Annotated in this window: 23 protein-coding genes, 1 pseudogene and 1 riboswitch; of the genes and pseudogenes, 7 read left to right on the top strand and 17 right to left on the bottom strand. The window is 51.8% G+C overall.

Annotation, left to right across the window (positions count from 1 at the left end; genetic code table 11):
- Nucleotides 1–4: 4 nt before the first annotated feature.
- The 5 genes and pseudogenes from ACLIN2_RS04685 to ACLIN2_RS04665 all read right to left on the bottom strand — a co-directional run.
- Nucleotides 5–1354 (bottom strand): annotated as a pseudogene (locus tag ACLIN2_RS04685) (glucose-6-phosphate isomerase); the annotation flags it as partial.
- A gap of 448 nt (nucleotides 1355–1802) precedes the next feature.
- Entirely contained in the window at nucleotides 1803–2753 is a 951-nt protein-coding gene (locus tag ACLIN2_RS04680) for an aldo/keto reductase (RefSeq protein ID WP_411503346.1), read from the bottom strand.
- 91 nt (nucleotides 2754–2844) lie between these two features.
- Nucleotides 2845–3021, bottom strand: a complete 177-nt coding sequence (locus ACLIN2_RS04675) for a hypothetical protein (RefSeq protein WP_170184322.1) — start codon at nucleotides 3019–3021, stop codon at nucleotides 2845–2847.
- Nucleotides 3022–3072: 51 nt separating this feature from the next.
- Entirely contained in the window at nucleotides 3073–3222 is a 150-nt protein-coding gene (locus ACLIN2_RS04670) for a hypothetical protein (RefSeq protein ID WP_170184323.1), read from the bottom strand.
- Nucleotides 3222–3497 (bottom strand): YqkE family protein, encoded by a 276-nt coding sequence (locus tag ACLIN2_RS04665; RefSeq protein ID WP_122925019.1) that lies wholly within the window; start codon nucleotides 3495–3497, stop codon nucleotides 3222–3224. Before ACLIN2_RS04665 ends, ACLIN2_RS04670 begins: the two co-directional genes overlap by 1 nt.
- 113 nt (nucleotides 3498–3610) lie before the next feature.
- On the opposite strand from ACLIN2_RS04665, the gene sspK reads away from it, so the two are divergent.
- Nucleotides 3611–3742, top strand: coding sequence for a small acid-soluble spore protein K (gene sspK, locus ACLIN2_RS04660; protein ID WP_003391014.1), 132 nt, complete (start codon nucleotides 3611–3613; stop codon nucleotides 3740–3742).
- A gap of 29 nt (nucleotides 3743–3771) precedes the next feature.
- Here sspK and ACLIN2_RS04655 read toward each other — a convergent pair whose 3' ends face one another.
- Entirely contained in the window at nucleotides 3772–4608 is an 837-nt protein-coding gene (locus ACLIN2_RS04655) for a glycosyltransferase family 2 protein (protein ID WP_411503345.1), read from the bottom strand.
- A 118-nt stretch (nucleotides 4609–4726) separates the two neighbouring features.
- Here ACLIN2_RS04655 and ACLIN2_RS04650 point away from each other — a divergent pair, with 118 nt between their 5' ends.
- From ACLIN2_RS04650 to ACLIN2_RS04635, 4 genes are all read left to right on the top strand, one after another.
- On the top strand, nucleotides 4727–5080 hold the full coding sequence (locus tag ACLIN2_RS04650; RefSeq protein ID WP_092267126.1) for a DUF3905 domain-containing protein: 354 nt from the start codon (nucleotides 4727–4729) through the stop codon (nucleotides 5078–5080).
- Between the two features lie 104 nt (nucleotides 5081–5184).
- Entirely contained in the window at nucleotides 5185–5484 is a 300-nt protein-coding gene (locus ACLIN2_RS04645) for a (Fe-S)-binding protein (protein ID WP_411503344.1), read from the top strand.
- Nucleotides 5485–5589: 105 nt separating this feature from the next.
- A complete protein-coding gene (locus ACLIN2_RS04640) occupies nucleotides 5590–6705 on the top strand; it encodes a site-2 protease family protein (RefSeq protein ID WP_411503343.1) in 1116 nt (371 codons plus the stop codon).
- Nucleotides 6706–6993: 288 nt separating this feature from the next.
- On the top strand, nucleotides 6994–8334 hold the full coding sequence (locus ACLIN2_RS04635; protein ID WP_400588261.1) for a hemolysin family protein: 1341 nt from the start codon (nucleotides 6994–6996) through the stop codon (nucleotides 8332–8334).
- Between the two features lie 87 nt (nucleotides 8335–8421).
- Here the strand turns inward: ACLIN2_RS04635 and ACLIN2_RS04630 are convergent, their stop codons facing one another.
- The 6 genes from ACLIN2_RS04630 to atoS form a co-directional block, all read right to left on the bottom strand.
- Nucleotides 8422–9399, bottom strand: coding sequence for a cation diffusion facilitator family transporter (locus ACLIN2_RS04630; protein WP_092267130.1), 978 nt, complete (start codon nucleotides 9397–9399; stop codon nucleotides 8422–8424).
- A 157-nt stretch (nucleotides 9400–9556) separates the two neighbouring features.
- The gene (locus ACLIN2_RS04625; RefSeq protein ID WP_122925025.1) at nucleotides 9557–9871 is read right to left on the bottom strand and encodes a DMT family transporter; all 315 of its coding nucleotides are present in this window, start codon (nucleotides 9869–9871) and stop codon (nucleotides 9557–9559) included.
- Nucleotides 9868–10221 (bottom strand): DMT family transporter, encoded by a 354-nt coding sequence (locus ACLIN2_RS04620; protein WP_327929756.1) that lies wholly within the window; start codon nucleotides 10219–10221, stop codon nucleotides 9868–9870. Before ACLIN2_RS04620 ends, ACLIN2_RS04625 begins: the two co-directional genes overlap by 4 nt.
- 109 nt (nucleotides 10222–10330) lie before the next feature.
- A riboswitch (guanidine-I (ykkC/yxkD leader) is annotated at nucleotides 10331–10432 on the bottom strand.
- An 85-nt stretch (nucleotides 10433–10517) separates the two neighbouring features.
- Nucleotides 10518–11843: a TIGR00366 family protein gene (locus tag ACLIN2_RS04615; protein WP_411503342.1), complete on the bottom strand. Its 1326-nt coding sequence runs from the start codon at nucleotides 11841–11843 to the stop codon at nucleotides 10518–10520.
- Between the two features lie 168 nt (nucleotides 11844–12011).
- Entirely contained in the window at nucleotides 12012–13406 is a 1395-nt protein-coding gene (locus ACLIN2_RS04610) for a sigma-54-dependent transcriptional regulator (protein ID WP_411503341.1), read from the bottom strand.
- On the bottom strand, nucleotides 13403–15232 hold the full coding sequence (gene atoS / locus ACLIN2_RS04605) for a two-component system sensor histidine kinase AtoS (RefSeq protein WP_246070833.1): 1830 nt from the start codon (nucleotides 15230–15232) through the stop codon (nucleotides 13403–13405). Before atoS ends, ACLIN2_RS04610 begins: the two co-directional genes overlap by 4 nt.
- An 84-nt stretch (nucleotides 15233–15316) precedes the next feature.
- On the opposite strand from atoS, the gene ACLIN2_RS04600 reads away from it, so the two are divergent.
- Complete coding sequence (locus tag ACLIN2_RS04600) at nucleotides 15317–15778, top strand: low molecular weight protein-tyrosine-phosphatase (RefSeq protein WP_411503340.1); 462 nt, start codon at nucleotides 15317–15319, stop codon at nucleotides 15776–15778.
- Between the two features lie 82 nt (nucleotides 15779–15860).
- Here ACLIN2_RS04600 and ACLIN2_RS04595 read toward each other — a convergent pair whose 3' ends face one another.
- Both ACLIN2_RS04595 and ACLIN2_RS04590 read right to left on the bottom strand, forming a co-directional pair.
- Nucleotides 15861–16661 carry an alpha/beta hydrolase gene (locus tag ACLIN2_RS04595; RefSeq protein ID WP_411503339.1) on the bottom strand — a complete coding sequence of 267 codons (801 nt, stop codon included), beginning with the start codon at nucleotides 16659–16661 and terminating at the stop codon, nucleotides 15861–15863.
- Nucleotides 16662–17543: 882 nt separating this feature from the next.
- Nucleotides 17544–18104, bottom strand: coding sequence for a DJ-1/PfpI family protein (locus ACLIN2_RS04590; protein ID WP_092267137.1), 561 nt, complete (start codon nucleotides 18102–18104; stop codon nucleotides 17544–17546).
- A gap of 147 nt (nucleotides 18105–18251) precedes the next feature.
- On the opposite strand from ACLIN2_RS04590, the gene ACLIN2_RS04585 reads away from it, so the two are divergent.
- The gene (locus ACLIN2_RS04585; RefSeq protein ID WP_092267138.1) at nucleotides 18252–18632 is read left to right on the top strand and encodes a winged helix-turn-helix transcriptional regulator; all 381 of its coding nucleotides are present in this window, start codon (nucleotides 18252–18254) and stop codon (nucleotides 18630–18632) included.
- A gap of 33 nt (nucleotides 18633–18665) precedes the next feature.
- Here the strand turns inward: ACLIN2_RS04585 and motB are convergent, their stop codons facing one another.
- The 3 genes from motB to ACLIN2_RS04570 all read right to left on the bottom strand — a co-directional run bounded on the left by motB (nucleotide 18666) and on the right by ACLIN2_RS04570 (nucleotide 21102).
- Nucleotides 18666–19475 carry a flagellar motor protein MotB gene (motB, locus tag ACLIN2_RS04580; RefSeq protein WP_328210881.1) on the bottom strand — a complete coding sequence of 270 codons (810 nt, stop codon included), beginning with the start codon at nucleotides 19473–19475 and terminating at the stop codon, nucleotides 18666–18668.
- Nucleotides 19468–20271, bottom strand: coding sequence for a flagellar motor stator protein MotA (gene motA, locus ACLIN2_RS04575; RefSeq protein WP_092267140.1), 804 nt, complete (start codon nucleotides 20269–20271; stop codon nucleotides 19468–19470). The genes motB and motA overlap by 8 nt, the downstream gene beginning before the upstream one ends.
- 99 nt (nucleotides 20272–20370) lie before the next feature.
- Nucleotides 20371–21102 carry a ZIP family metal transporter gene (locus tag ACLIN2_RS04570; protein ID WP_411503338.1) on the bottom strand — a complete coding sequence of 244 codons (732 nt, stop codon included), beginning with the start codon at nucleotides 21100–21102 and terminating at the stop codon, nucleotides 20371–20373.
- Between the last annotated feature and the right edge of the window lie 5 nt (nucleotides 21103–21107).

Raw genomic sequence — 21107 nt, 5'->3', positions numbered from 1 at the left:
TCTCTTTCAATCTAGCCTCCAGTTCCGCTTTCTGCCGTTCGTAGCCAGGCTTGCCCAGCAAGGCAAACATATTGGCTTTGTAAGCCTCCACCCCTGGCTGATCAAACGGATTGACGCCCAGCAAATAGCCGCTGATCCCGCACGCTTTTTCAAAAAAGTAGATCAGTCCGCCCAAATGATAGGCGTTTGCTTCTGGTATTTCCACCAAAAGATTCGGTACCCCGCCATCTACATGGGCCAGTACCGTTCCTTCGAAAGCCTTTTTATTGACAAACCCCATCTGCTTGCCCGAGAGGAAGTTCAATCCATCCACATCAGTAGGATCCTCCTGAACGGTCACATCGACAGCGGGAGTTTTTACGGAAATGACGGTCTCAAACAACGTCCGCATGCCATCCTGTATGTACTGACCCATCGAATGCAAATCGGTTGAAAACTCCGCCGAGGCAGGAAAGATCCCTTTCCCATCCTTGCCCTCTGATTCGCCAAAGAGCTGCTTCCACCATTCAGAGAAATAGCGGAATTGCGGCTCGTAGCTGACCAACAGCTCCACGTTCTTGCCCTTGCGATACAGGGCGTTGCGGATCGCGGCATATTGATAGCACGGGTTTTCCTCCAAATCCTGTTTCAAGTACCGTGCACGGGCATCGGCTGCTCCCTGCATGAGTGCATCCAGATTGGCTCCGCTCACCGCGATGGGAAGCAATCCGACTGCTGTCAGTACCGAATATCTGCCACCGATGTCGTCAGGAATGACAAAGCTTTCGTAGCCTTGCTCATCCGCCAGTTTTTTGAGCGCACCACGGGCCCGATCGGTCGTGATGTAAATGCGCTTCTTCGACCCCTCAGGTCCGTACTTCTTGACCAGCCAGTCGCGAAGCAAGCGAAACGCGATCGCAGGCTCTGTAGTCGTGCCTGATTTGGAAATAACGTTAATCGACACATCTTTGCCATCCAAGACGTCCAGTAAATGGGAGATGTAGACGGGACTAATATTGTTCCCGACAAAATAGATTTCCGGGGCGCGCCGCTTGGCCTTGGGCAGCAAATTGTAAAAGCTGTGTCCCAAAATGTCCAGTACCGCCTTTGCCCCCAAATAAGAACCACCGATTCCAATTACCAAAAGCACATCTGAATCAGACTGAATACGTGTTGCTGCCCTCTGAATCCGCTTGTATTCACCGCGATCATACTGTTCGGGCAGATCCACCCACCCGAGAAAATCTCTGCCTGGTCCTGTCTTTTTGTGCAGCATCTCATGTGCTTGTCCAATCGCTGGAGCGAGCAGCTCCCATTCATGTGGCCTGACAAAAGCAAGAGCATTGGAGTAATCAAATCGGATCGCTTGGTTCATGGCTCCCCTCCCAGGAACGTTCTTCCTCCCTTATCTTATCACGCAAAATCCGCAGAAAGTACTTTCCGTCAAAACATAGCAAAATGTGACCATAATATGAACGTTTCGTCACGTGTGTTACCTTTTTCTACAGATTCCGTACAAGTCTTCGGGTAACGAAATAACAGAAATGGAAAAAACCAAGGAGAAAATGATCATGAAAAGACGCTGGTGGATCATCGGTTCCGTAGCAGCCGTACTGGTTGTCGGAGTCGTCGGTTTCAATATGATGGGCTCCAAACAGGCAATGGGTCTGCCCGTAAACATCGGAGCTGCGACCAAATCTGTATCCCGCGAACAAAGCAGCCAAGCTGGATCCGATCGAGGCTCTGCGCTACGAATAACAGCGAATGAAAAAGAGGCATTTCCACAGGTGGTACAAAACGGCCTGCGGACTGCCTCTTTTCGTTTATCTCGCCACTGCTGCGCGGATTTCTGCCAACGTCGCATGATCCAGCTCTACCTCAGCAGCGGCCAGGATGCTCGTGATATGCTCTGGTCTGCGTACCCCTACAATCGCACTGGTCAAAGCAGGATGTGCCAGTGCATACCCGATCGCCAGCTGCGGCACCGTGATATCCAAACGAGCGGCGATGCTTTTTAGTTTCTCCACCCGATCCATGTTGCGTTTGAAAGACTCACCCGTATACGCCTTGTGCTTCGAGCGCCAGTCATCGTCTGCAAAGCGCGTATCGTGCGTGTATTTTCCCGAAAGCAATCCGGAAGCCAGCGGGCTGTAAGCGACGACGCCGACGCCCTGCTCCAGGCAGTACGGCAAAAGCTCCCTCTCCGCCTGCGGCACGAGGATAGAGTACGGCGGCTGGAGCGAGTCCACATGACGGACTGACATCGATTGCTCGATCAGCGGTACCGTGTAATTGCAGAGCCCGATGTAGCGTACCTTTCCGTCCTTAACGAGCTGCTCCATCGCCCGCATCGTCTCGTCCGCAGGAGCATGCGCGTCCGTATCCGGATAGTGCACTTGATACAAATCGATAGTATCCGTGCCCAGTCGACGGAGAGAGGCTTCGGCTTCCCGCATGATCGAATCAAAGGTACCGTTCTTGACGAGGCGCTGATTTTCGTCCCACAAATATCCGCATTTGGTCGCGAGCACGACTTGATCCCGATCGCTCCCCAGCGCTTTTCCGATCAGCTCCTCGGCATGCCCCAACCCGTAAACCGGTGCGGTGTCAAAAAAGGTCACCCCGGCATCCAAGGCAGCGCGAACGCTCTCCATCGACTGATGATCATCCTGGTCTCCCCAGGACATCTCCCAGTTGCCTCCACCGATCGCCCATGAGCCAAAGCCGATCACAGAGATTTCCGGTCCGTTTTTACCCAGCTTCCGATATTTCATGTGTTTGCTCTCCCATCCTTTGCACACAGGCTTGTCCATTCCTTCACGTTGAAAAACATGCATCTGTTGGCAACTGCCCGCAGATGCATGCTTACGTCGGCAAAGTATCCGTCATCAGCTTTAAAAGAAAAAACAGGGCGATCCCTGCAACGGCTACCACCCACCAGAGCGGCTTGCTGTCTGCCTTCCCTGTCTTGTATATGCCGATCAGCTTCCAGGTGCCCACGGCCACACAGAGGAGACTGATCAGGAGCAGGACTGTCCCCATGATCTCCCTCCTTTCCCTCCTCCTAGCTATATGGGAGGGAAAGAAAAAAAATCACTCTTTTGGCCCGTCCTTTTTCCCTAGGCGACCCAATACCGCGCGGCCGCGCTGCTTGATAGACTCATCTTTTAGCGTCAGCTCGCGTTTTTTCATCATGCCGTTCTTCGATGTGTCCGGGCGGTCGTTTGGCTGATCCTTGCGCATTAGCTGTACTTTCCTTTGCCCTTTTTCTCGTATTCCTCGAGCAGCTCGCCAAAGCTCTTGTTCTTTTCACGCTCTTCCTGCTCGCGGCGTTTTTTCTCCGCAGCCTCCTGCGCCTGTCGTTCACTTTCTGCCTTCATATCTTTTTCCAGCTGCTTTAATTTGCCAAGGGCATCTGCATTCAGCATCTCTTTCAGATTCAGCCCATTTTTTGCTTCTGTTGCCGTTGCCGCCTCTTGAGACGGACGCTGCGGCTTGCGTTGCTGTTTCTTCGCCATCCTTCTTCCAACCCTTTCCACTCGCGGATTAATCCCCTCATTCATTCGCCCGTCTTCGGTCATACTATCTACGTCAAGACGCTGTTTACTCAACCAAAAGAGGAGGACCTGACATGGTGCGAAACAAGGCAAAAGACTTTGGGAAAACCGCTGAAATTCGTGGGCCAAAAGCCCAATCTGAAGCTGTCCGATCTGACGGCTCCATTAATAGTGAACCACAAGAGCGGTTAAAAGAAAACCGTTGAGACTGCCCGCAATCTGAAAACCGCCGATCCTACGGGACCCGGCGGTTTTTCCTCGTCTGGCTCTGTTCCCTTGCTTTTCGGATGACCCGTTCCTGCTTGATCAGTGTGAGCTTGTCGGCAAACTGAAATTGGCAGCCTTTTTTCCACAGTCTTTTGGCCAAATCCCGTTCCATCTCGATTCGCGTAAGTTCCTTGCATCCACCTGCCTGCAGGAAGGTGGAACGAAGAGACGATACATGCTGTGTCTGAAACAGCGTCCAAGGCGATCGGTGATGGGCCAGCCTCGGTCCGTATTTTTGCCGAATGGCTTGACGCCTCTCTGCATCCGGACAAGGCAATCCGATGTGAAAGAGCTGCCCACCTGCGATCTGGCTCTCCTCCAGCAATGGGACGGTCGCGTTGTGGGTATGCGGACGCTTGATATGTGGATACTGTTCCAGCCATTCCCTGCACTCCTGCTGCTGGATGGGGCTGAAATCGGGTTCGTATACGGAGTAAATGCGCCTGGTTCCCAGACCCAGCAGAACCAGCTCACCTGCATGCTCGTGGGCCTGCTGATGGACCCCGATGAACTCACGCGGAACGATCATGTTGCAGGATAAAAGGATCACCACTTCCCCGCTCGCCTTCGCAAGACCTGTATTCAACAAGTAGTAGTATGGCATTCTTTTGCGAAAACGGATGATCTGCAACGGATAGTGAGCATGAAAGCGCTCGATCCTATCTCCGAGTCCGTCACAGGATGCGTTGTCGATCACGATCACTTCATATTCATCGAAGTCCGTGAATTGCAAATTCAGACTGAACAAGGTGTACAGGAGCTGATCGGCTGCATTTCTAACCGGAATGACGACACTCGTAAGCATCGGATCTCCCCCTTTTTATAGCGTATGCGAAAAGTCCAAAGATGGGCTGGGCGCACAGGTATAAGGGGAATGGTCTTGATGCATCTTAAGGAAGAAAGCCTCAAAGGAGGTCCTACAGATGAACAAGGACAAGCGGGATAACAAGGAAACGAAAGATATCGCGATCGACGGTACACTGCCGCATCAAATCAGCGCTCCTGACTTCAAGAACTCGACTCGCTCCATTCAAAAGCCGTTCGTCAACGAGTTTGGCGTCGTCATCGGGGACAGCCTTTACGATTCGCAGGAATCGCCCATCAACAACTGGAGCACCGAGACAGATCCTTCTGTCATGGCAGGCGATCAATGGGTTCACCCTACGAACGACATTGGCTGGAATTCGTACGAAAATCGAGAGATGCTGGAGGACAAGCCATTTGTAGGAGCTCGTTTTTCTCACCCTACTCATGACGTGAGCAAGGGCAAAGACTAAAGCTTCCTTTCATGTGTAAGGCCCATTTGGCGAGAGCGACTTCGCCGGATGGGCTCTTCGTTTGTGGTACAATGGGCGTGACTGAGAGGAGAGGAAAATAACCCATGAGTATCACGCTACATATCGAACCTGCTTTCGCTCTCGCCTATAAACGCTACGCCGAATTTCAAGCGGGAGACATCCTGCGCTTGTACGTTCGGACGAGCGGTCCCGGCACGGGCGGTTTATTCTACGCTATTGAAAAAGATACAGTCATGACAGACGATGCCATTTTCGATGTCGAGGGACTGCGCTTCGTCATCCGCCCTACTGACTTCTGGTATTTTGACGGCGGACAGTTCACCTACAACCCCGCCTTTGGAGAATACGGCTTTTCCTTTTCCAATCCTCGGCTGGAAGACTGACCCCTTGTAAGAAGAATCCAACCTCAAAGCACACACATCCAGAAACTTTTTTTCGAGATAGTCGTATAGTTCAGTGACTGTGATGACGTATGGGAGGGACCTTGAATGAAAAAAAGCCGTTCGGTCCTCTTGGCCATCGGCGCCTTTTTGCTTACCAACTTAAAATGGCTGCTCGGTATCTTAAAATTTTCCAAATTCGGCACTACCCTGCTATCGATGATTGTCAGTCTGTGGTTTTATGCCGTTTTCTACGGCTGGAAGTTCGCCGCTGCTCTTGTGTACCTGATTTTTGTCCATGAAATGGGCCATGTGCTTGCAGCCAAACGAAAAGGCATCGCGACCTCTCCTGCCGTCTTCATCCCGTTCGCGGGTGCTTTCATCTCCATGAAGGACACGCCAAGGAATGCGAGTACAGAAGCATACCTCGCCTACGGGGGACCGCTGGCAGGCATGATCGCCTTTTTACCAGCCTTGCCGCTTTACTGGTGGACGCAGGATCCGTTTTGGGCTTTGGTCATTTATCTGGGTGCCTTGCTCAACTTGTTCAACCTGATGCCTATTTCCCCGCTGGATGGTGGGCGCATCGTCTCTGTATTATCGACCAAGATCTGGCTGATCGGTCTGATCGGTTTGGGAGCCATGCTATTTGCCAATCCGGGACCGCTGATGGTCTTCATTTTTATCATTGGCCTCATCACCTGGTGGAGCCGACTGCGGGAGAGCTATCAGCACCAGGTCCTGCAGTATGAACGGGGAAGCCTGCTCGCCTTTCTCGACGAAATCACGAAATGGCCCCAGCTGGAGTCTTCGTGGAATAAGCGTGTCGAGCTTGGGGAGGAAGCTACCTTGCTCGATCGATCTGTGCCGCCCAAAGGCTTTCTCATCCCTTTTTTACAGGACGAAAAACGCCTCAAGCGCGACCGCCTGCGCCTGGATCGGGTTTATGCCCATCGGAAGTGGGATTTGTTTAAACAATGGGAACGTGAACCGGTTGCGTTTCTCGACAGCGATCCCTTCCGGCCAGCCCCATCTGCGATCTTGAAAGAAGCGGAGCAGACGGCGATGCAGCGTCTGACAGAAGTCGAGGAACAAATGCACCGCCTAACAACGTATTATACGGCACCGGCATCCACGAAATGGAAAGTATTGATTGCCTATCTCGCTCTGGCAGCTGTTCTTTCCGGCTTCTACATGTATGCGCAGCACCTGCTGCCCCGGTGATCCAGGAAGCTACAAACGTCCGGGAGAAAAGCAACCGGACGTTTGACCATCTATGACCTTCTAAGAGGTCAAAAACGTGCGATACGGTTATCTGACTGATGCTCTTCACAACCAGCAAGGCTGTAGCGCCTACTACGGAGATTTATCGGCTTTGTCGGACTTTCCTTTTCTCTGTAAAATGAGAAGTGTACACTCAGACCAAATTCCAAAACCTGCGCTTGGGAGTGAGCAGACGCCGCGTCTTTCATCCCGTAGCGTAATACAAATCCAGAGAGGATGACTTTTTACTTGGATAGCGTTCCGATAGTGCTCAACCTACTGCTTGTTGTTTTTCTCGTTTTTCTGAACGGCTTTTTCGTAGCAGCCGAGTTTGCTCTCGTGAAGGTGCGCCAAACGCGCCTGACCCAAATGGTCAATGAAGGGAACAAACGAGCAGCCTTCGCCCAAAAAGTAACCCAAAAGCTGGACGGATACTTGTCTGCCTGTCAGGTAGGTATTACGCTTGCCTCGCTGGGTCTTGGTTGGGTCGGGGAACCGGCTATTGCCCACATGATTGTGGAACCACTCCTGGGCTCTACAGGACTTCCGGATTATGCGATCTCTGCCATTTCGTTTGGTGTCGCATTCGCGATTATCACGTTCTTGCACATCGTACTCGGAGAGCTGGCACCAAAATCACTGGCTATTCAGAAAGCAGAAGCAACTTCGCTGTGGGTTGCCGCGCCATTAATGTTCTTCTATAAATTGCTCTACCCGGCTATCTGGTTCTTGAACGGGACAGCCAACGCGCTCATGAAACGTCTAGGTATGGAACCTATTTCCGAGCATGAAGCCGCACATACGGAAGAAGAAATTCGCATTCTCGTAAACCAAAGCCATCAAAGCGGACATATCGACCAAACCGAGCTGTCACTGGTGGAACACGTATTTGATTTCTCTGAAACCTTGGCACGGGAGACGATGATCCCCCGTATCGACATGGTTTGCTTGTATACCTCGAATACGTTTGAGGAAAATCTCGAGATCATCCGTACACAGCGTCATACGCGATTCCCTGTAGCAGATGAGGACAAAGACAATATCATCGGCTTTGTCCACGCCACGGACTTTTATCTGTCCGCCCTCCAAGATGGATATGCCGATTTGGCGAAGCTGCTCCGTCCTGTATTGACGGTTCCCGAAACGATGGAAATCAGCACCGTATTGCGCCTCATGCAGAAAAAACGTTCGCAGCTTGCGATCGTCATCGATGAGTACGGCGGTACTGCTGGTCTGGTCACCATGGAAGACATCCTGGAAGAAATCGTCGGCGACATCCAAGACGAGTTTGACGAAGAGCGCCCTGAAATCGAAAAAGTGGAAAACGGACTGTCTGTCTCCGGTATGCTGACCCTCGCAGACCTGAACGATCACATCCCGTTTGATCTCGAATCCGAGGATGTGGACACGATCGGTGGCTGGTTGTACAGCCAGCTGGAAGAAGAGATTGCCGTCGGTGCTTTTGTCGAGTGGGAGAATTACTTGTTCACCGTCAAACAGATGGATAATCACCGTGTGACCCGCGTTTTGATCACGGAGCTGCCTCCGCAAAATACGGAAGCTTCCGAAGAGTTGCAGACTGTCTCCTAACCGAGTCCTTACAAACGCAACGCCCCCTTCCAGCCATGATGGCTTTGGAAGGGGGCTTTTTTGGTACAGTAACAATCTCTATTGATTCTAGGTTCCCTCGACCGCTTTTCGTGGCTCCCAGTCTCGGACGCCATTGTCCTCGAGTATTCCCATCGTCACATCGCTGATATCGGGATCGGTGAGCACGCTGTCGCGAATGCGGTATTTGATGTCGTCCGCCACGGAAAGCATCAAGCCTGAACGCAGCTCGACATAGCATTCGACGTGGTAGAAGCGACCTTCCTGAACGATGCGCAGCTTGTTGATGTCCGTCACGTCTGGATCGGCCAGTATGATCTTGGCGACGCGATCCTCCACCTCTTTTGGCGCTGCTACTCCGATCAAACCTACCATGTTATCGTAGCCCACTTTAAAAGCAACGCCGATCATCAATACGCCGATCAGCATGGTGGCGATTCCGTCGAAAAGGGTAATGGTAGAGACCTGGCTGACGATGACGGCGATGAGAGCGAGCAGAGCGCCTGTAGTGGCAACGATGTCTTCGTAAAAGACGAGGCGCGTCGGCGGTGCAGCGCGTCCTACGTTTCGAAAAGCAGCAGGAATGATCGCCATTCCAGTCGCCTCCGCACGAGTCTCGTGTACGATTTCTTTCATGGCTTTCACCAAGACATAGCCATCTACGACGATCGCCAGAAGCAAAATCCAAAAGTTGATCCAGAAGTGCGTTGCGTGAGCAGGTTCTTTGATGAGGTGCCAGCCTTCTGTAATGGTCTCGTACGCCATTACCGTCACGACTATTACTGCGATCATGCAAAAGAGATTGATCACACGACCAAACCCGGTAGGAAAGCGCGGTGTCGGCTTTTTCTCGGCCAGTACGCTCCCGAAGAAAACGAAGCCTTGGTTCACCGCATCTGCAACCGAGTGCATGGCAGATGCAAACATGGCTCCGCTGCCGCTGTAGGCAGCTGCCATTCCCTTTACGATGGCCAGCCCTGTATTGCCCAAGGCTGCCGTGGCCGAAGACATGTTGCCCTTTTTTAACGTTTCCCAAAGAGTGCCCATCCTGCTATGTATCCTCCTCGTAATTGATGCGCATTTTATTTATTATACTATTCCCAAGGAGAGCACAGATGGGGCTTTTTACTGAAAAGGAAAATATTTGTTAGTGGGACAAGCGTAATGCTTCTGCCTGCCCCTTAGTTACCATGACACTGTTATTTTAAGCAATGAGTTTAAGCCCTGCGACAGATACGATCACCAGAGCAATGCAAGTGATGCGCAGCTTGTCTTTTGGCTCACCGTACACCAGCATGCCTACCAAAGCACTGCCGACCGTACCGATCCCTGTCCAAACGGCATAAGCGGTCCCCATGGCGATTTCCTTCATCGCAAACGACAGCAGAATAAAGCTCAGCGCAAATCCACCCACCAGCACCAGATAAGAACGCAGGGATGGCTTCTGGTTGACCTGTGTAATCCCCATGACACCTACGACCTCAAAACATCCTGCCAATATCAAGGCTACCCAAGTCATGCAGCTTCCCCTTCCTTTCGTGGATGATCATCATGCTCATGCGTCACCAATTTCAGGCCGATAATTCCGACCAAAAGCAGGGCGATCAACCCGATCTTGGCCCAGCTGAACGGCTCACCGAACACGACCATTTCACTGATGACGGTACCTGCCGTCCCTAGCCCGACGAACACGGCGTAGACCGTACTGGTCGGCAGCCTTTTCCCCGAGTAGACAAGTACCCCAAAGCTGACTAGAATCGCAACCGCTGTAAGCGCCCATGCCCAAACGCTATCCGCATGCTTGAGTCCCGCAACCCATCCGACCTCAAACACGGCAGCGACGATCACGAGCATCCAGTTTTTACTCATCACGCAAACTCCCCTCTCTTTTCCGTATCATTCCCCTACCCGGCGGGAGCACGAAGTCCCAGCGCCTTTTTCCACGCAAAAAAAGCCGCGGTCGAATACCATCTCGATATTCTCCCGGGCTTTTATCCCTCCGTGTACACGGCTATGCCGTGGGTTTTCTCTCGGTCCAGACCGGATGCTTTGCCTCCGCGGAACCCTAGAAAACTCTGGGTATGAAATTAGGTTTTGTATCTGGAATTGCCTTTACTTTATCACAAAAGGATTTTGACCTCAATGGATTTTGCTGGCCCCGACACTTAGAAAAAGGACAGACCGATGGCGAAAATAACACCGGATACGAGCAAAGTCGTAACGCAGTACCCCATGATGTCACGCACGCCCAAGCCCGCAATAGCAAGCGCCGGCAAGGCCCAGAACGGCTGAGCCATGTTCATCCACGCTTCCCCGTAGGCGATCGCCATGGCCGCAATCCCCGAGTCCACGCCAAGCTGCTGTGCGGCCGGCATGATGAATGGTCCTTGCACGACCCAGTGACCTCCGCCGGATGGAACGAAGAAGTTTACGAAACCAGAGCTGAGGAACGCCAGAAACGGGAACGTCTCCGGAGTCGAAATCGAGATAAAGGCGTTTGTCATCATGCCGCCCAATCCAGACTGCTCCATCATGCCTTGAATCCCTGCGTAGAACGGGAACTGAATCAAGATACCTGCAGTCCCTTTTGCTGCGTTACCCACTGCTTTCATGTAAGAGAGCGGCGTTCCGTGGAGGAGTAAGCCCGTGATGAAGAAGAGCAGGTTGACCGTGTTGATATCTACTTTGAAGCCTTTGTTGGCAAAATAATAAATCAAATAGGAGAAGCCCAATACACAAATGATATAAGTCAAAATCCGGCTGTTTTCCATGACCGTTGCAAATGTTTTCTCAGTCGGAGCAGCTTCAGCAGTGGCTGCTACTTCCTCTTTTGCAAACAGCTGTGGATCGATTTCAACGACTTCTTTACCCGTCGGCATCATCAAACGCGTCATGATTGGCAGGGCAATCAACAGGGCAATGGTAATGAACAGGTTGTATCCGGTGAAGATCGTATCCGTAAGCGGAATCAGCCCGGCTGTTTTTTCCAGAGGGTTACCCGGCGTTGCCGCTGTCAGCGGGACAGAGCCTGAGAGACCGCCATGCCAGGTCAAAAAGCCGATGTACGCACAGGCGATCAAAAAGCGATAGTCGGAGCCAGGTACGCGTTTGGCAACCTCTTTTGCAAACAAGGCGCCTACAATCAGACCAAAGCCCCAGTTGAGCAGACAGGCGATAGCCGAACCAAGCGTGACCAGAATGACGCCTTGGACTGGTGTTTTGGCAATGCTCGCGAGACGAGTCAGGCTGCGGCTTACGAGCGGCGAGCTGGCGAGCGCATGACCTGTCACCAATACCAGAGCCATTTGCATCGCGAAAGCCAGCAGATTCCAGAAGCCGTTCCCCCAGAACTGCACCATTTGAATCGGACCGTGATCGGTAAACACAAGACCGCATACAAACAAGATAATCGTCAAAATGAGGGCAAAGACAAATGGATCTGGCAAAAACCTTTGCACCAGAGTCGAGAAAAAACGTGACAACGCTTTCATGAATGTCCTCCTTGCTTCCTTAGCTTTGTACCCTCTCCTCTCTTTTCAAGAATCGTACCAACTGTTTCTCAGGCCAAAAATCGCGCCAATCCTGGACTTGCCTCGGCGTCAAGATCAAAAAAGTGTGCAAAAAGTAAACCTTCCGCCTACTTTTTACACACTTTCCCGTTATTCTTCTGAAACGTCGATTTCGTACATCTCCATCTTGTACAGCAACGCGCTGCGCGAGATTCCAAGCCGTTTGGCTGTCCTCAGCCTGTTGCCCTTCTCCCGTTGCAGAGCGCGGGTGATCGCTTCCTTTTCCACTTCCGAAATGATGTCTTTCATCGTTCGATCTTCAAATCGAAGACCGCTCTTTTCCTTTGTCTCATTGGGAGTTTGCCTCGTTTCCTCTAGATGCACCTGCACATGCTCTGGAAGAATGGCTTGCCCACTTGCCAGCACAACGGCCCGCTCGATCGTATTCTCCAGCTGTCTCACATTGCCAGGCCAATGATAAGCGTTCAAAAGCTCGACAGCTGCGGGAGACAAAAAACAGTCCTCCTTGCCTGTTTCACGTCCAAACTTGGTTAAAAAATGCCGGATGAGCAGGGGAATATCTTCTTTTCGCTCGCGAAGGGGAGGCATTTGAATCGGGACGACATTCAGACGGTAGTACAGGTCCTCGCGGAAAAGCTCCTGCCGGATTCTCTCCCTCAAATCACGGTTAGTGGCGGCGATGATGCGCACATCGATCGGGATCGGCTCAACGCCCCCGAGCCTGACCAATGTCCTCTCCTGCAAAACACGCAGCAGCTTAACCTGCAGAGATGGTGTGAGTTCCCCTACCTCATCGAGAAACAATGTCCCTCCGTTTGCTGCTTCAAACAATCCTGGCTTGCGTGCGACAGCTCCTGTAAAGGCTCCCCGCTCATACCCGAACAATTCGCTTTCCAGCAGCTTCTCCGGAATCGCTCCACAGTTGACAGGAATCAGAGGCTGATCGGCTCGCGGGCTGTTGCTGTGAATCGCCCTCGCAATCAGTTCCTTCCCCGTCCCGCTCTCCCCCTGGATCAAGACGGTCGCTCTGGACATGCTCACTTTTCCGACCAGCTTGTACACTTCTTGCATGGCGGGGCTCAACCCCACCAAATACCCTGGGTAATCCGGCTGTTCATCCTGCGAAGGGCGCATGGTTCCCTCTTCGTCCCCTGCATCCGGCTGCTGCAGAGCTTTTGCCACCACCTGCTTGACCTGCGTGAGATCGAACGGCTTTTGTACATAATCGTAAGCACCCAAGCGCATGGCTTCCATCACATCATTTGCAGAGCCGTAAGCAGTCATCATAATGACGCTGGGCTGGGCTGATTTTGCCTGCTTAAGACGGCGAAGTGTCTCCATCCCGTCCATTTCCGGCATGCGAAGGTCCAGCAGCATGACATCCGGCTCGTACTGTCCTATCTGTTCCAGAGCCTCTGCGCCGCTCGCTGCCTCTTTTGTATCGTAGCCTGCCTTGCGCAAGCTCGTAGACAATGCTTTGCGCACATTGACTTCATCATCGACTAATAGAATGCGTCTTTTCATCTCTCTGCCTCCTCCCATCTCCCTGGCAGCGCCACTGTAAACCGGACGCCATTTGCTACATTTTGGGCAGTGATATGTCCTCCGTAGGCATGCACGATTCGCTGGGAAATCGCCAGTCCCAGCCCCGTTCCAGACGGCTTCGTCGTGTAAAACGGCTCAAATACAGAGAGCAAATGCTCTTCGGCAATGGGTTGGCCGTCATTAGTCACATGGATACATGCCTGATTGCCATCCTTTTCCGTTTGGATTTGGATAACCCCCCCATGTGGCATCGCCTGGATCGCGTTGATCAAAATGTTTAAGAAGACCTGCTTCAGCAAATCTGGCGATGCGAGAACAAACGGCGCATGATCCCCGAAGCATCTCTCCACCTGAATGCCTTTGCCGGCCGCACTTCGCTCCATCAGCAGCACAGTTTGATTGATCACATCCCACAGATGGATGGGGACATGAGCCTCCTCATCGGGGCGGGAAAAGAGCAGCAGCTCGTCCGCAAAGCGGTTCAGCCTCTCCACTTCCTCCACGATGATTTCCGTGTACTCCCGACAGCCATGCTCCTCTGGCAAATCTTCTTCAATGATTTGCGCGAAAGCCTTTATCGAGGTAAGGGGGTTTCGTACCTCGTGGGCAATACTCGCTGCCCATTCCCCGATAACCGCTAGACGCTCTGCCTGTGCCAATCGCAGCTCCATCCGTTTCCATTCCGTTCGTTCGTCGAGCACGACAATGACCCCAAGCACTTGATCAGTCGGGCTCACCCAGATCGATGTCCCCACTTTCACATAACGATGCCCCCGCTCAGGATGCTTGTACTCCCATTCGGCATCGCGGATCGTCCTGCCATGCACCAGCGTTTCTGTCAGCAAGCCGACGAACTCCTCGCTTTCCGCAAACACTTCCGTATGCGCTTTGCCCATGACCTGCTCTGCGGATCGTCCCGTTATTTTGGCTGCCGCCTCGTTCCAGGACGTGATTCTCCCCTGATCGTCCAAAGCCAGTACACCGCTATCCATGCTCTGCATGATGGTTTCCGTACGGGTCCGGCTCGCCTGAAGCTCGCCTGCCATCCTGTTGATCGCCTCAGATATTTCTCCTGGTTCTCCAGCCAAACGTCTCATGCGATGCGACAGATCCAGACTGATGGTTTTCAGCCCTGCCTTGATCTCCTCCAGAAGGGCTTCCAGTCTGTGCACCATCAGGCCGCTGACTAAAGCTGCTATCAAGCAGCCGACACCCGAGATGGCGAAAATGCTCCTGCGCATCCCTGCCAGCTGTACATCGATATTGCTCATCAGCTCATTTGCCCAAGTATAACCGATCATCTTGCCGTTTCGATTCAGCGGGTACATGGCATTCATGATGTTGCCCCTGACCTGCTCTCCGATCGCGATCTCCGGTTTTCCGCTTTCCATGACCAACCGTCCGAAATGCTCGGGTGAAATCGACTCACCCACGTGAAACTTCATTTCCTGACTCGGCCCGTATGTTACAATCGCATCCAGGTCGGCGGCATAATAACCGACACCGATACCCGGATGCTCGTCAGCGATCCGATCTGTAAGCGGTTGCAGAGCTTGGTTCAAATACTCAATTTTCTGCTCCCGAGTCGCCTCCTGCACCCCAAGCCTTTTGGTCAGGTCGTCATAATCTTTTGGCAACGCAAAATCCAGCTGCTGTGTGATCGCGATCAGCTTTTGTTTTTTTTCCTCGAGCAAAGCCTGCTCGGCCGCATGAAGAAGCACAAGCCCTGTGATCAAAATGGGCAGGATCGTCACGGCTACAACAGAGGCTATCAGGCGAATCCGATAAAAATAAGCTTTCAACATGCATACCTCGCTCTACGTTTCCTCTTCTATGTTATTCTAACATATAGAATCCATCTCATATTGCTTTCGAAAAGGAGCATACCCATGACACATGTTCTGTTTGTCTGCCTGGGGAATATTTGCCGCTCCCCGATGGCAGAAGCCGTCTTTCGTCATCTCGTCGAACAGCGAGGGTTGTCCGCTCAGATCGCTATCGATTCATGCGGCATCGGCGACTGGCATGCTGGAGAGCGCCCTCATACCGGTACGCAGAAAATTTTGCGTAAAAAGGGAATCGCCCACGACACCTTGCGCGCCCGGCAAATTACTTCGGATGATTTTGCGACCTACGATTACATCGTTTGCATGGACGAGGAAAACCTGTCTGCTCTAAAGCGTTTGGCGCCTGCTGGCAAGAAGGTGTACAGGCTGCTGGACTTCGCGACCGCTGCCAAGGAGCAAAACGTTGAGGACCCGTACTACACCGGGCGTTTCGGCTACGTCTACGATCTGGTCGAGGACGGCTGTCAAGGATTGCTGGCACATATTTTGAAAGAAGGGAAGTAGCCCGTTCGTTTGGACGGCACGCCTTTGTCCATGAAAAGAAGGGATAGCCGCTAGATGGGCTATCCCTTTTGTTATTTGCTCTCTATGAGACCGCCAGCGTAGTCTGCTCGGTCTGTTCCCGCAGCCATTTTACTGTGCTGCCGATCAAGCGCTGATAACCGTCTGCCGTCGAAAAGGTATGGTCTGCACCGATGACGACCTCCGTCTCGCAGCGTCCCCGTCTGCGCAAGCGCAGCTCCCGTTCATAATGGAACATCGCATCGACTGAAATAACATCATCCCGGTTTCCGTGCAGGAGTAGAGCATCTCCTTCAAATTGCTTGGCTTGGCGCAAAGGGAGCACCCCGTTCAGCGATTGGAAAAAGCGATCTTGCAGCAGGTAGCCGTGATGATCTGTTCTTCCGGTCAGCAGTGCCTCCTGATAGCCCCTCTCCCCCACAATCCGTACGATGTCGTCATACGGACGGGCAACTGCCGCCCAGAGAACGAGGGAGTGGATTCGTTTATCCGTACTGGCGGTAAGCATGGAAACGGCACCACCAAGGCTATGGCCAATGAGGCTGACACGCTCAGGATCGATGCTATCCAGCTGGAAGGCAAAGTCGAGCACATCCCGTGTCTGGCTGAGCAGGACGTCCAGTCCGCCTGCACCGTAGTCCCCGCTGCTTTCCCCGCACCCACCGTAGTCAAAGCGCAAGATGGCAAAGCCATTGGCGGTCAGCTCTCTGGCAGCTTTGACAAACAGGCGATCGACTCCGATGCGACTGCCGATAAAGCCGTGGCAGATGATGACAAGGGGAAACTTTTCACCTGACTGGCTGGGCTCATGCAGAGTTGCCGTTAACGAGATGTCTCCGCTTGGGATTTGAAAAGTCCGTTCCATTAAACTCACCTCATTTATTTTCAGTATTCCGAGTAGTTTACTTTGTTATAATTTATTATGCGGGTTTTCAGAGCTGTTGTCAATAAATATGGCGGGTCGGAATCATTCATCTCGGGGAAAAAGCCCCACCAAGATACATTTTAGGGATCACGATTCGGGAGCAGACGCTGCTTAGCTCCACCTCGTTCTTATGTACAGCACAATACTTATGGGTTTCAAGTACAAGCATTGCTTACACGATTTATAGGTCTTCGACGTTTCACGAATTCCTTTTGCCAGTCTTCGTTCCTCCATCGAGAAGTTTCTTAGCGGTTGTGAGACAGGCCGAGTCTCCTTTAACGGTGCCGTCGCTGAAGGCTCCGGCTTTTTTAGGGAATGATCTATTTTGGAACATATCGCTCACAACTGAATTTCAGTTAGGCTTTTGGGAATTCGGATGAATGATCTTCCGTCGACGCTTTCACTTGAACGGTTAGTAGGATTCTTCTTTACGTAAGATTCGATAACCGTGAAACGGTATTTTTTCAAGATCTGCAATATACTGTTGATTCGACTATGCTCGTAAACTTTGATGATAGAGGAGAATTTGGAGATCACCTCTACATCTGTAAAAAGGAATTAATCCACGATGAGATCAATAGTAGGTGCAACTCGCGGGGGTGTTAATGCTCGCAAGGGAGCAGTTCCTCTGCGGGCAAAATCTGGTTTCGTAGAAGTTGTGATCCTTCCCAATCGAGCCTCCCCATAAGACGTTCATCCTGGGGAGTTTATTACCTTTTTCCTCTATCAGGTAAACCCGCACCCACTCATGAAAAAACAAAAAACAGCTGTCATCTCGCACGACAGCTGTTTTTCTCAAGCCATATTTCCCCGACCCTTTCCTTAGGCCATTGCATTTACTTGTTTCACAAACTCCTTCATCAGCACGGGGAGGTCGTTCCAGGCATGCCCGGAGATGAGGTTACGGTCCACGTGGAAGCGCTTCTCGATATACTTCGCTCCAGCAGCCTCTACCTCTGGGCGGCATGCGAAGTAGGCGGTCATCTCACGCCCACGGATATCGTCAGCGATTACCGTCAGGGCAACGCTGGCATGGCACAGGATCATGATTGGTTTGTCCTGTTGGAAGAAGTGGCTTGCGATTCGTCCAAAATCTTTGTGCAGGCGGATGTGCTCGGGAGCTCGTCCACCTGGAATGATCAGGGCATCGTACCCGCTCGGATCAATCTCGTCAAAGGACGCATGGGCTTCGAGCTGATACCCGCGTTTCTCTGTGAAGGTCTGCCAGTCTTCAAAGTCATGCACCACGGTATGCAGCACTTTCGCATCAGTCGGGGATGCGATCGTCACTTCGAATCCTTCCTCCAGAGATCGGTAATACGGGTAATAGGCTTCCAGAGCTTCAACGGCATCGCCGGTTAGAATCAATACTTTTTTAGACATGAGGTCCTCTCTCCTTTACAATAAAACCTAGGTGTATCTGACAAGGATGATTATACGCAGGATCAGCACCTAACGTAAGAATGCACTTTTTTGTGCGGAGGTTACCAATAAGGTACTATTGGCAAATGCCATTAAGGAGAGTCACTTATGTCCGATATTCGTAAGGAAACACTGGAAAAAATACAAAACGGTGACTTTAACTGCTCGAAGGAACTGACTTTGTCCATGTTCAGCGGAAAATGGAAAGTCGTGATCCTCTGGCATCTGGGTGTGGAAGGTCCCCATCGTTTTAGCCAGCTACAACGGCTATTTCCCCGAATTACTCATAAGATGCTGACCAGCCAGCTAAAAGAGCTAATCGAGGACGGTATCGTGCATCGAGAAGTCTATCCGGAGGTTCCCCCTCGTGTCGAGTATTCCATGACGGAGCTGGGGATGACTCTTTTGCCGATCATCGAAATGATGTATGAGTGGGGCGAAAAACGGATGGAACAACTAAAGCTCGGCGTCGAATCAATGGAAAAATGAAAGAGGATAGCACCCCTTGTGCTATCCTTCTTTTTACGGATTCATTGTATTTTTCGGTGGTGCCGCCAGATCGCGCAGGATCGCGACCTCTACCCGTCTGTTTTTGGCACGTCCATCAGCGGTAGCGTTCGATGCTACAGGGTGGTATTCGCCCATGCCTGTCGCGCTGAACTTGGTCGGATCGAGATTTCTGTTTTCCAGCAGTACCTTGAGGAAGTTAACCGAACGCTTCGCACTCAAATCCCAGTTGGACGGGAAATCGGCCCGGTGGATCGGCACGTTGTCGGTATGTCCAGTGACGGTCACCTTTTTCGGATGCGGGACCAGCATGGACGCCATCTCCGCAGCGAGCTTTCTTGCTTCTGGCTTGAGATCGGCTTTACCTGAGTCAAACAACGCATTGTCGAGAATCGTGATGAGCAGCCCCTCTTCGGTCAGCTTGGTCTGCAGCTTGTCCTGCAGCTTGTTTTGCTCGATGTAGCCTTCCAGCTGCGTCTGCAGCTTTTTCAGATCCTCTGTCTCTTTGCGTACCGCTTCCTCCAGCTTCTTCTCTTCCTCGGTCTTTGGTTTTTCCGCTTCCTGTGCCCCTTTGTGGATGGTCTGCTGCGCCATGTTCGGGTCCAGTGGCACCGGACTCGGCTGATTCAGCACGCCCACCCCACCGTTCAAGGCAACGTTGAAGGATTTCACCAGCTGGTCAAACTTCTTCGCATCCATCTCACTGGAGGCAAACAATACAATAAACAAGGCAAGCAACAGGGTGAGCAGGTCAGCGTACGGAATCAGCCAAGTCTCGTCCATATGCTCTTCATGCTGAGCATGTCTCTTCGGTCGCTTAGCCATTTACCGCAGCTCCTTCCTCCTTCTTCTCTTCCTTCATCTCGGCACGCTCTCGGTACGGGATGTACACAAGCAGCTTCTGTTCAATCGCAGCCGGGGATACACCAGCCTGAATCGAAAGCAGACCTTCTACCATGATTCTCTTGATTTCAATCTCTTGCTTAGATTTGCGTTTCAGCTTGTTCGAGAAAGGATTCCACAAAACGTAGCCTGTAAAAATACCGAGCAGTGTCGCGACAAACGCAGCGGCAATGGAAATACCCAGCGCATCGATGTCACTCAGGTTACCAAGCGCCGCGATCAGGCCAACTACCGCACCCAATACCCCGAGTGTCGGCGCGTAGCTGCCCGCCTGGCTGAAAATCAGTGCACCCATCTGGTGACGCTCTTCAATTGCATGAATCTCTTCGTTCAACACATCGCGGACGAAATCCGGTTCGCCTCCATCGATGATCATCTTCATGCCGTTTCGCAGGAATGGATCTTCTATTTCATCGGACGTATTTTCAAGGGCCAACAATCCTTCACGGCGAGCGATCGACGCCCAGTTCATAAATTGGCCAATCAGTTCACGTTTGGCAGGGAGTTTTTGCTCTTTAAAAAGTACCTTGAAAAGGACGGGAACCTTTTTGACTTCCGACATGGGAAATGCGTTTAAAATAGCGGCAGCCGTACCCACCATGATGATCATGAATGCTGCTGGGTTTAATAATGAGGCGGGACTGGCGTGCTTCAAGATCATCCCGACAACTACTGCAACGATACCTAGTACTAAACCTAGCAAGGTCGATTTTTCCATCGTGACACTCCCTACTTCCATAATCGAAATCTATCTATATATGGTTTCGGTAATTTGCGGTCAAATTGTGAGGGGAACTTATGAAAAACGGAACTCTTTTTATCCAAACTGCTGAACCAGCCCGATCATCACCAGCAGCCCGATAATAAAGGAGAACGTGGCTGAGCGAGCATGTCCGTCTCCGTGGCTCTCCGGAATGAGCTCCTTGTAGACGATATACAGCATGGCTCCGGCAGCAAAGGAGAGTCCGTAGGGAACCAGCCCACCCACAACCGAAGTCAAATAATAGCCAATAAGAGCCGAAACGATCTCTACTGCACCGGTCATCGTCGCCAAAAGAAAAGCTTTGAGCCGGCTCACCTGCTGATTAATCAGAAATAGCGCGACCAGAAATCCTTCCGGCGCGTTCTGCAGTCCGATCGCAAAGGCGACCAAGCCACCCAGACCGGTTTGCTCACTGGAGTAGCTGACCCCAACTGACAGCCCTTCTGGAATGTTATGTAAAGTAATGGCCGACAAAATCAAGAGCGCCTGAGAGTCCATTGAAATATTTACTCTCGTATGCTCCAGATCTATATGCGGGATGAAGCTCTCCAAGACTGTCAGCGTCAGTGTTCCGGTGAGCACCCCCAGACAGATGACGATAATCGATCCGTTCTCCATCGCCTGTGGAATCAAGCTGAAGGTCGCGGCCGCCACCATGATGCCAGCCGTAAACGCGAGCAGAATATCACGCCAGCGATGCGTAACCGTTTTGAAAAACAGGATGGGCAGCGCCCCTGCTCCTGTCGCCATTGCAGATAGAAAACTCCCTATCAAAAGTTGCTCCATATGGT

This window comes from Brevibacillus centrosporus (assembly GCF_046622605.1).
GTDB classification, from domain to species: Bacteria; Bacillota; Bacilli; order Brevibacillales; family Brevibacillaceae; genus Brevibacillus; species Brevibacillus centrosporus.
The sequence above is the reverse complement of the archived record's forward strand: the minus strand, read 5'-3'. Positions and strand labels throughout refer to the sequence as shown.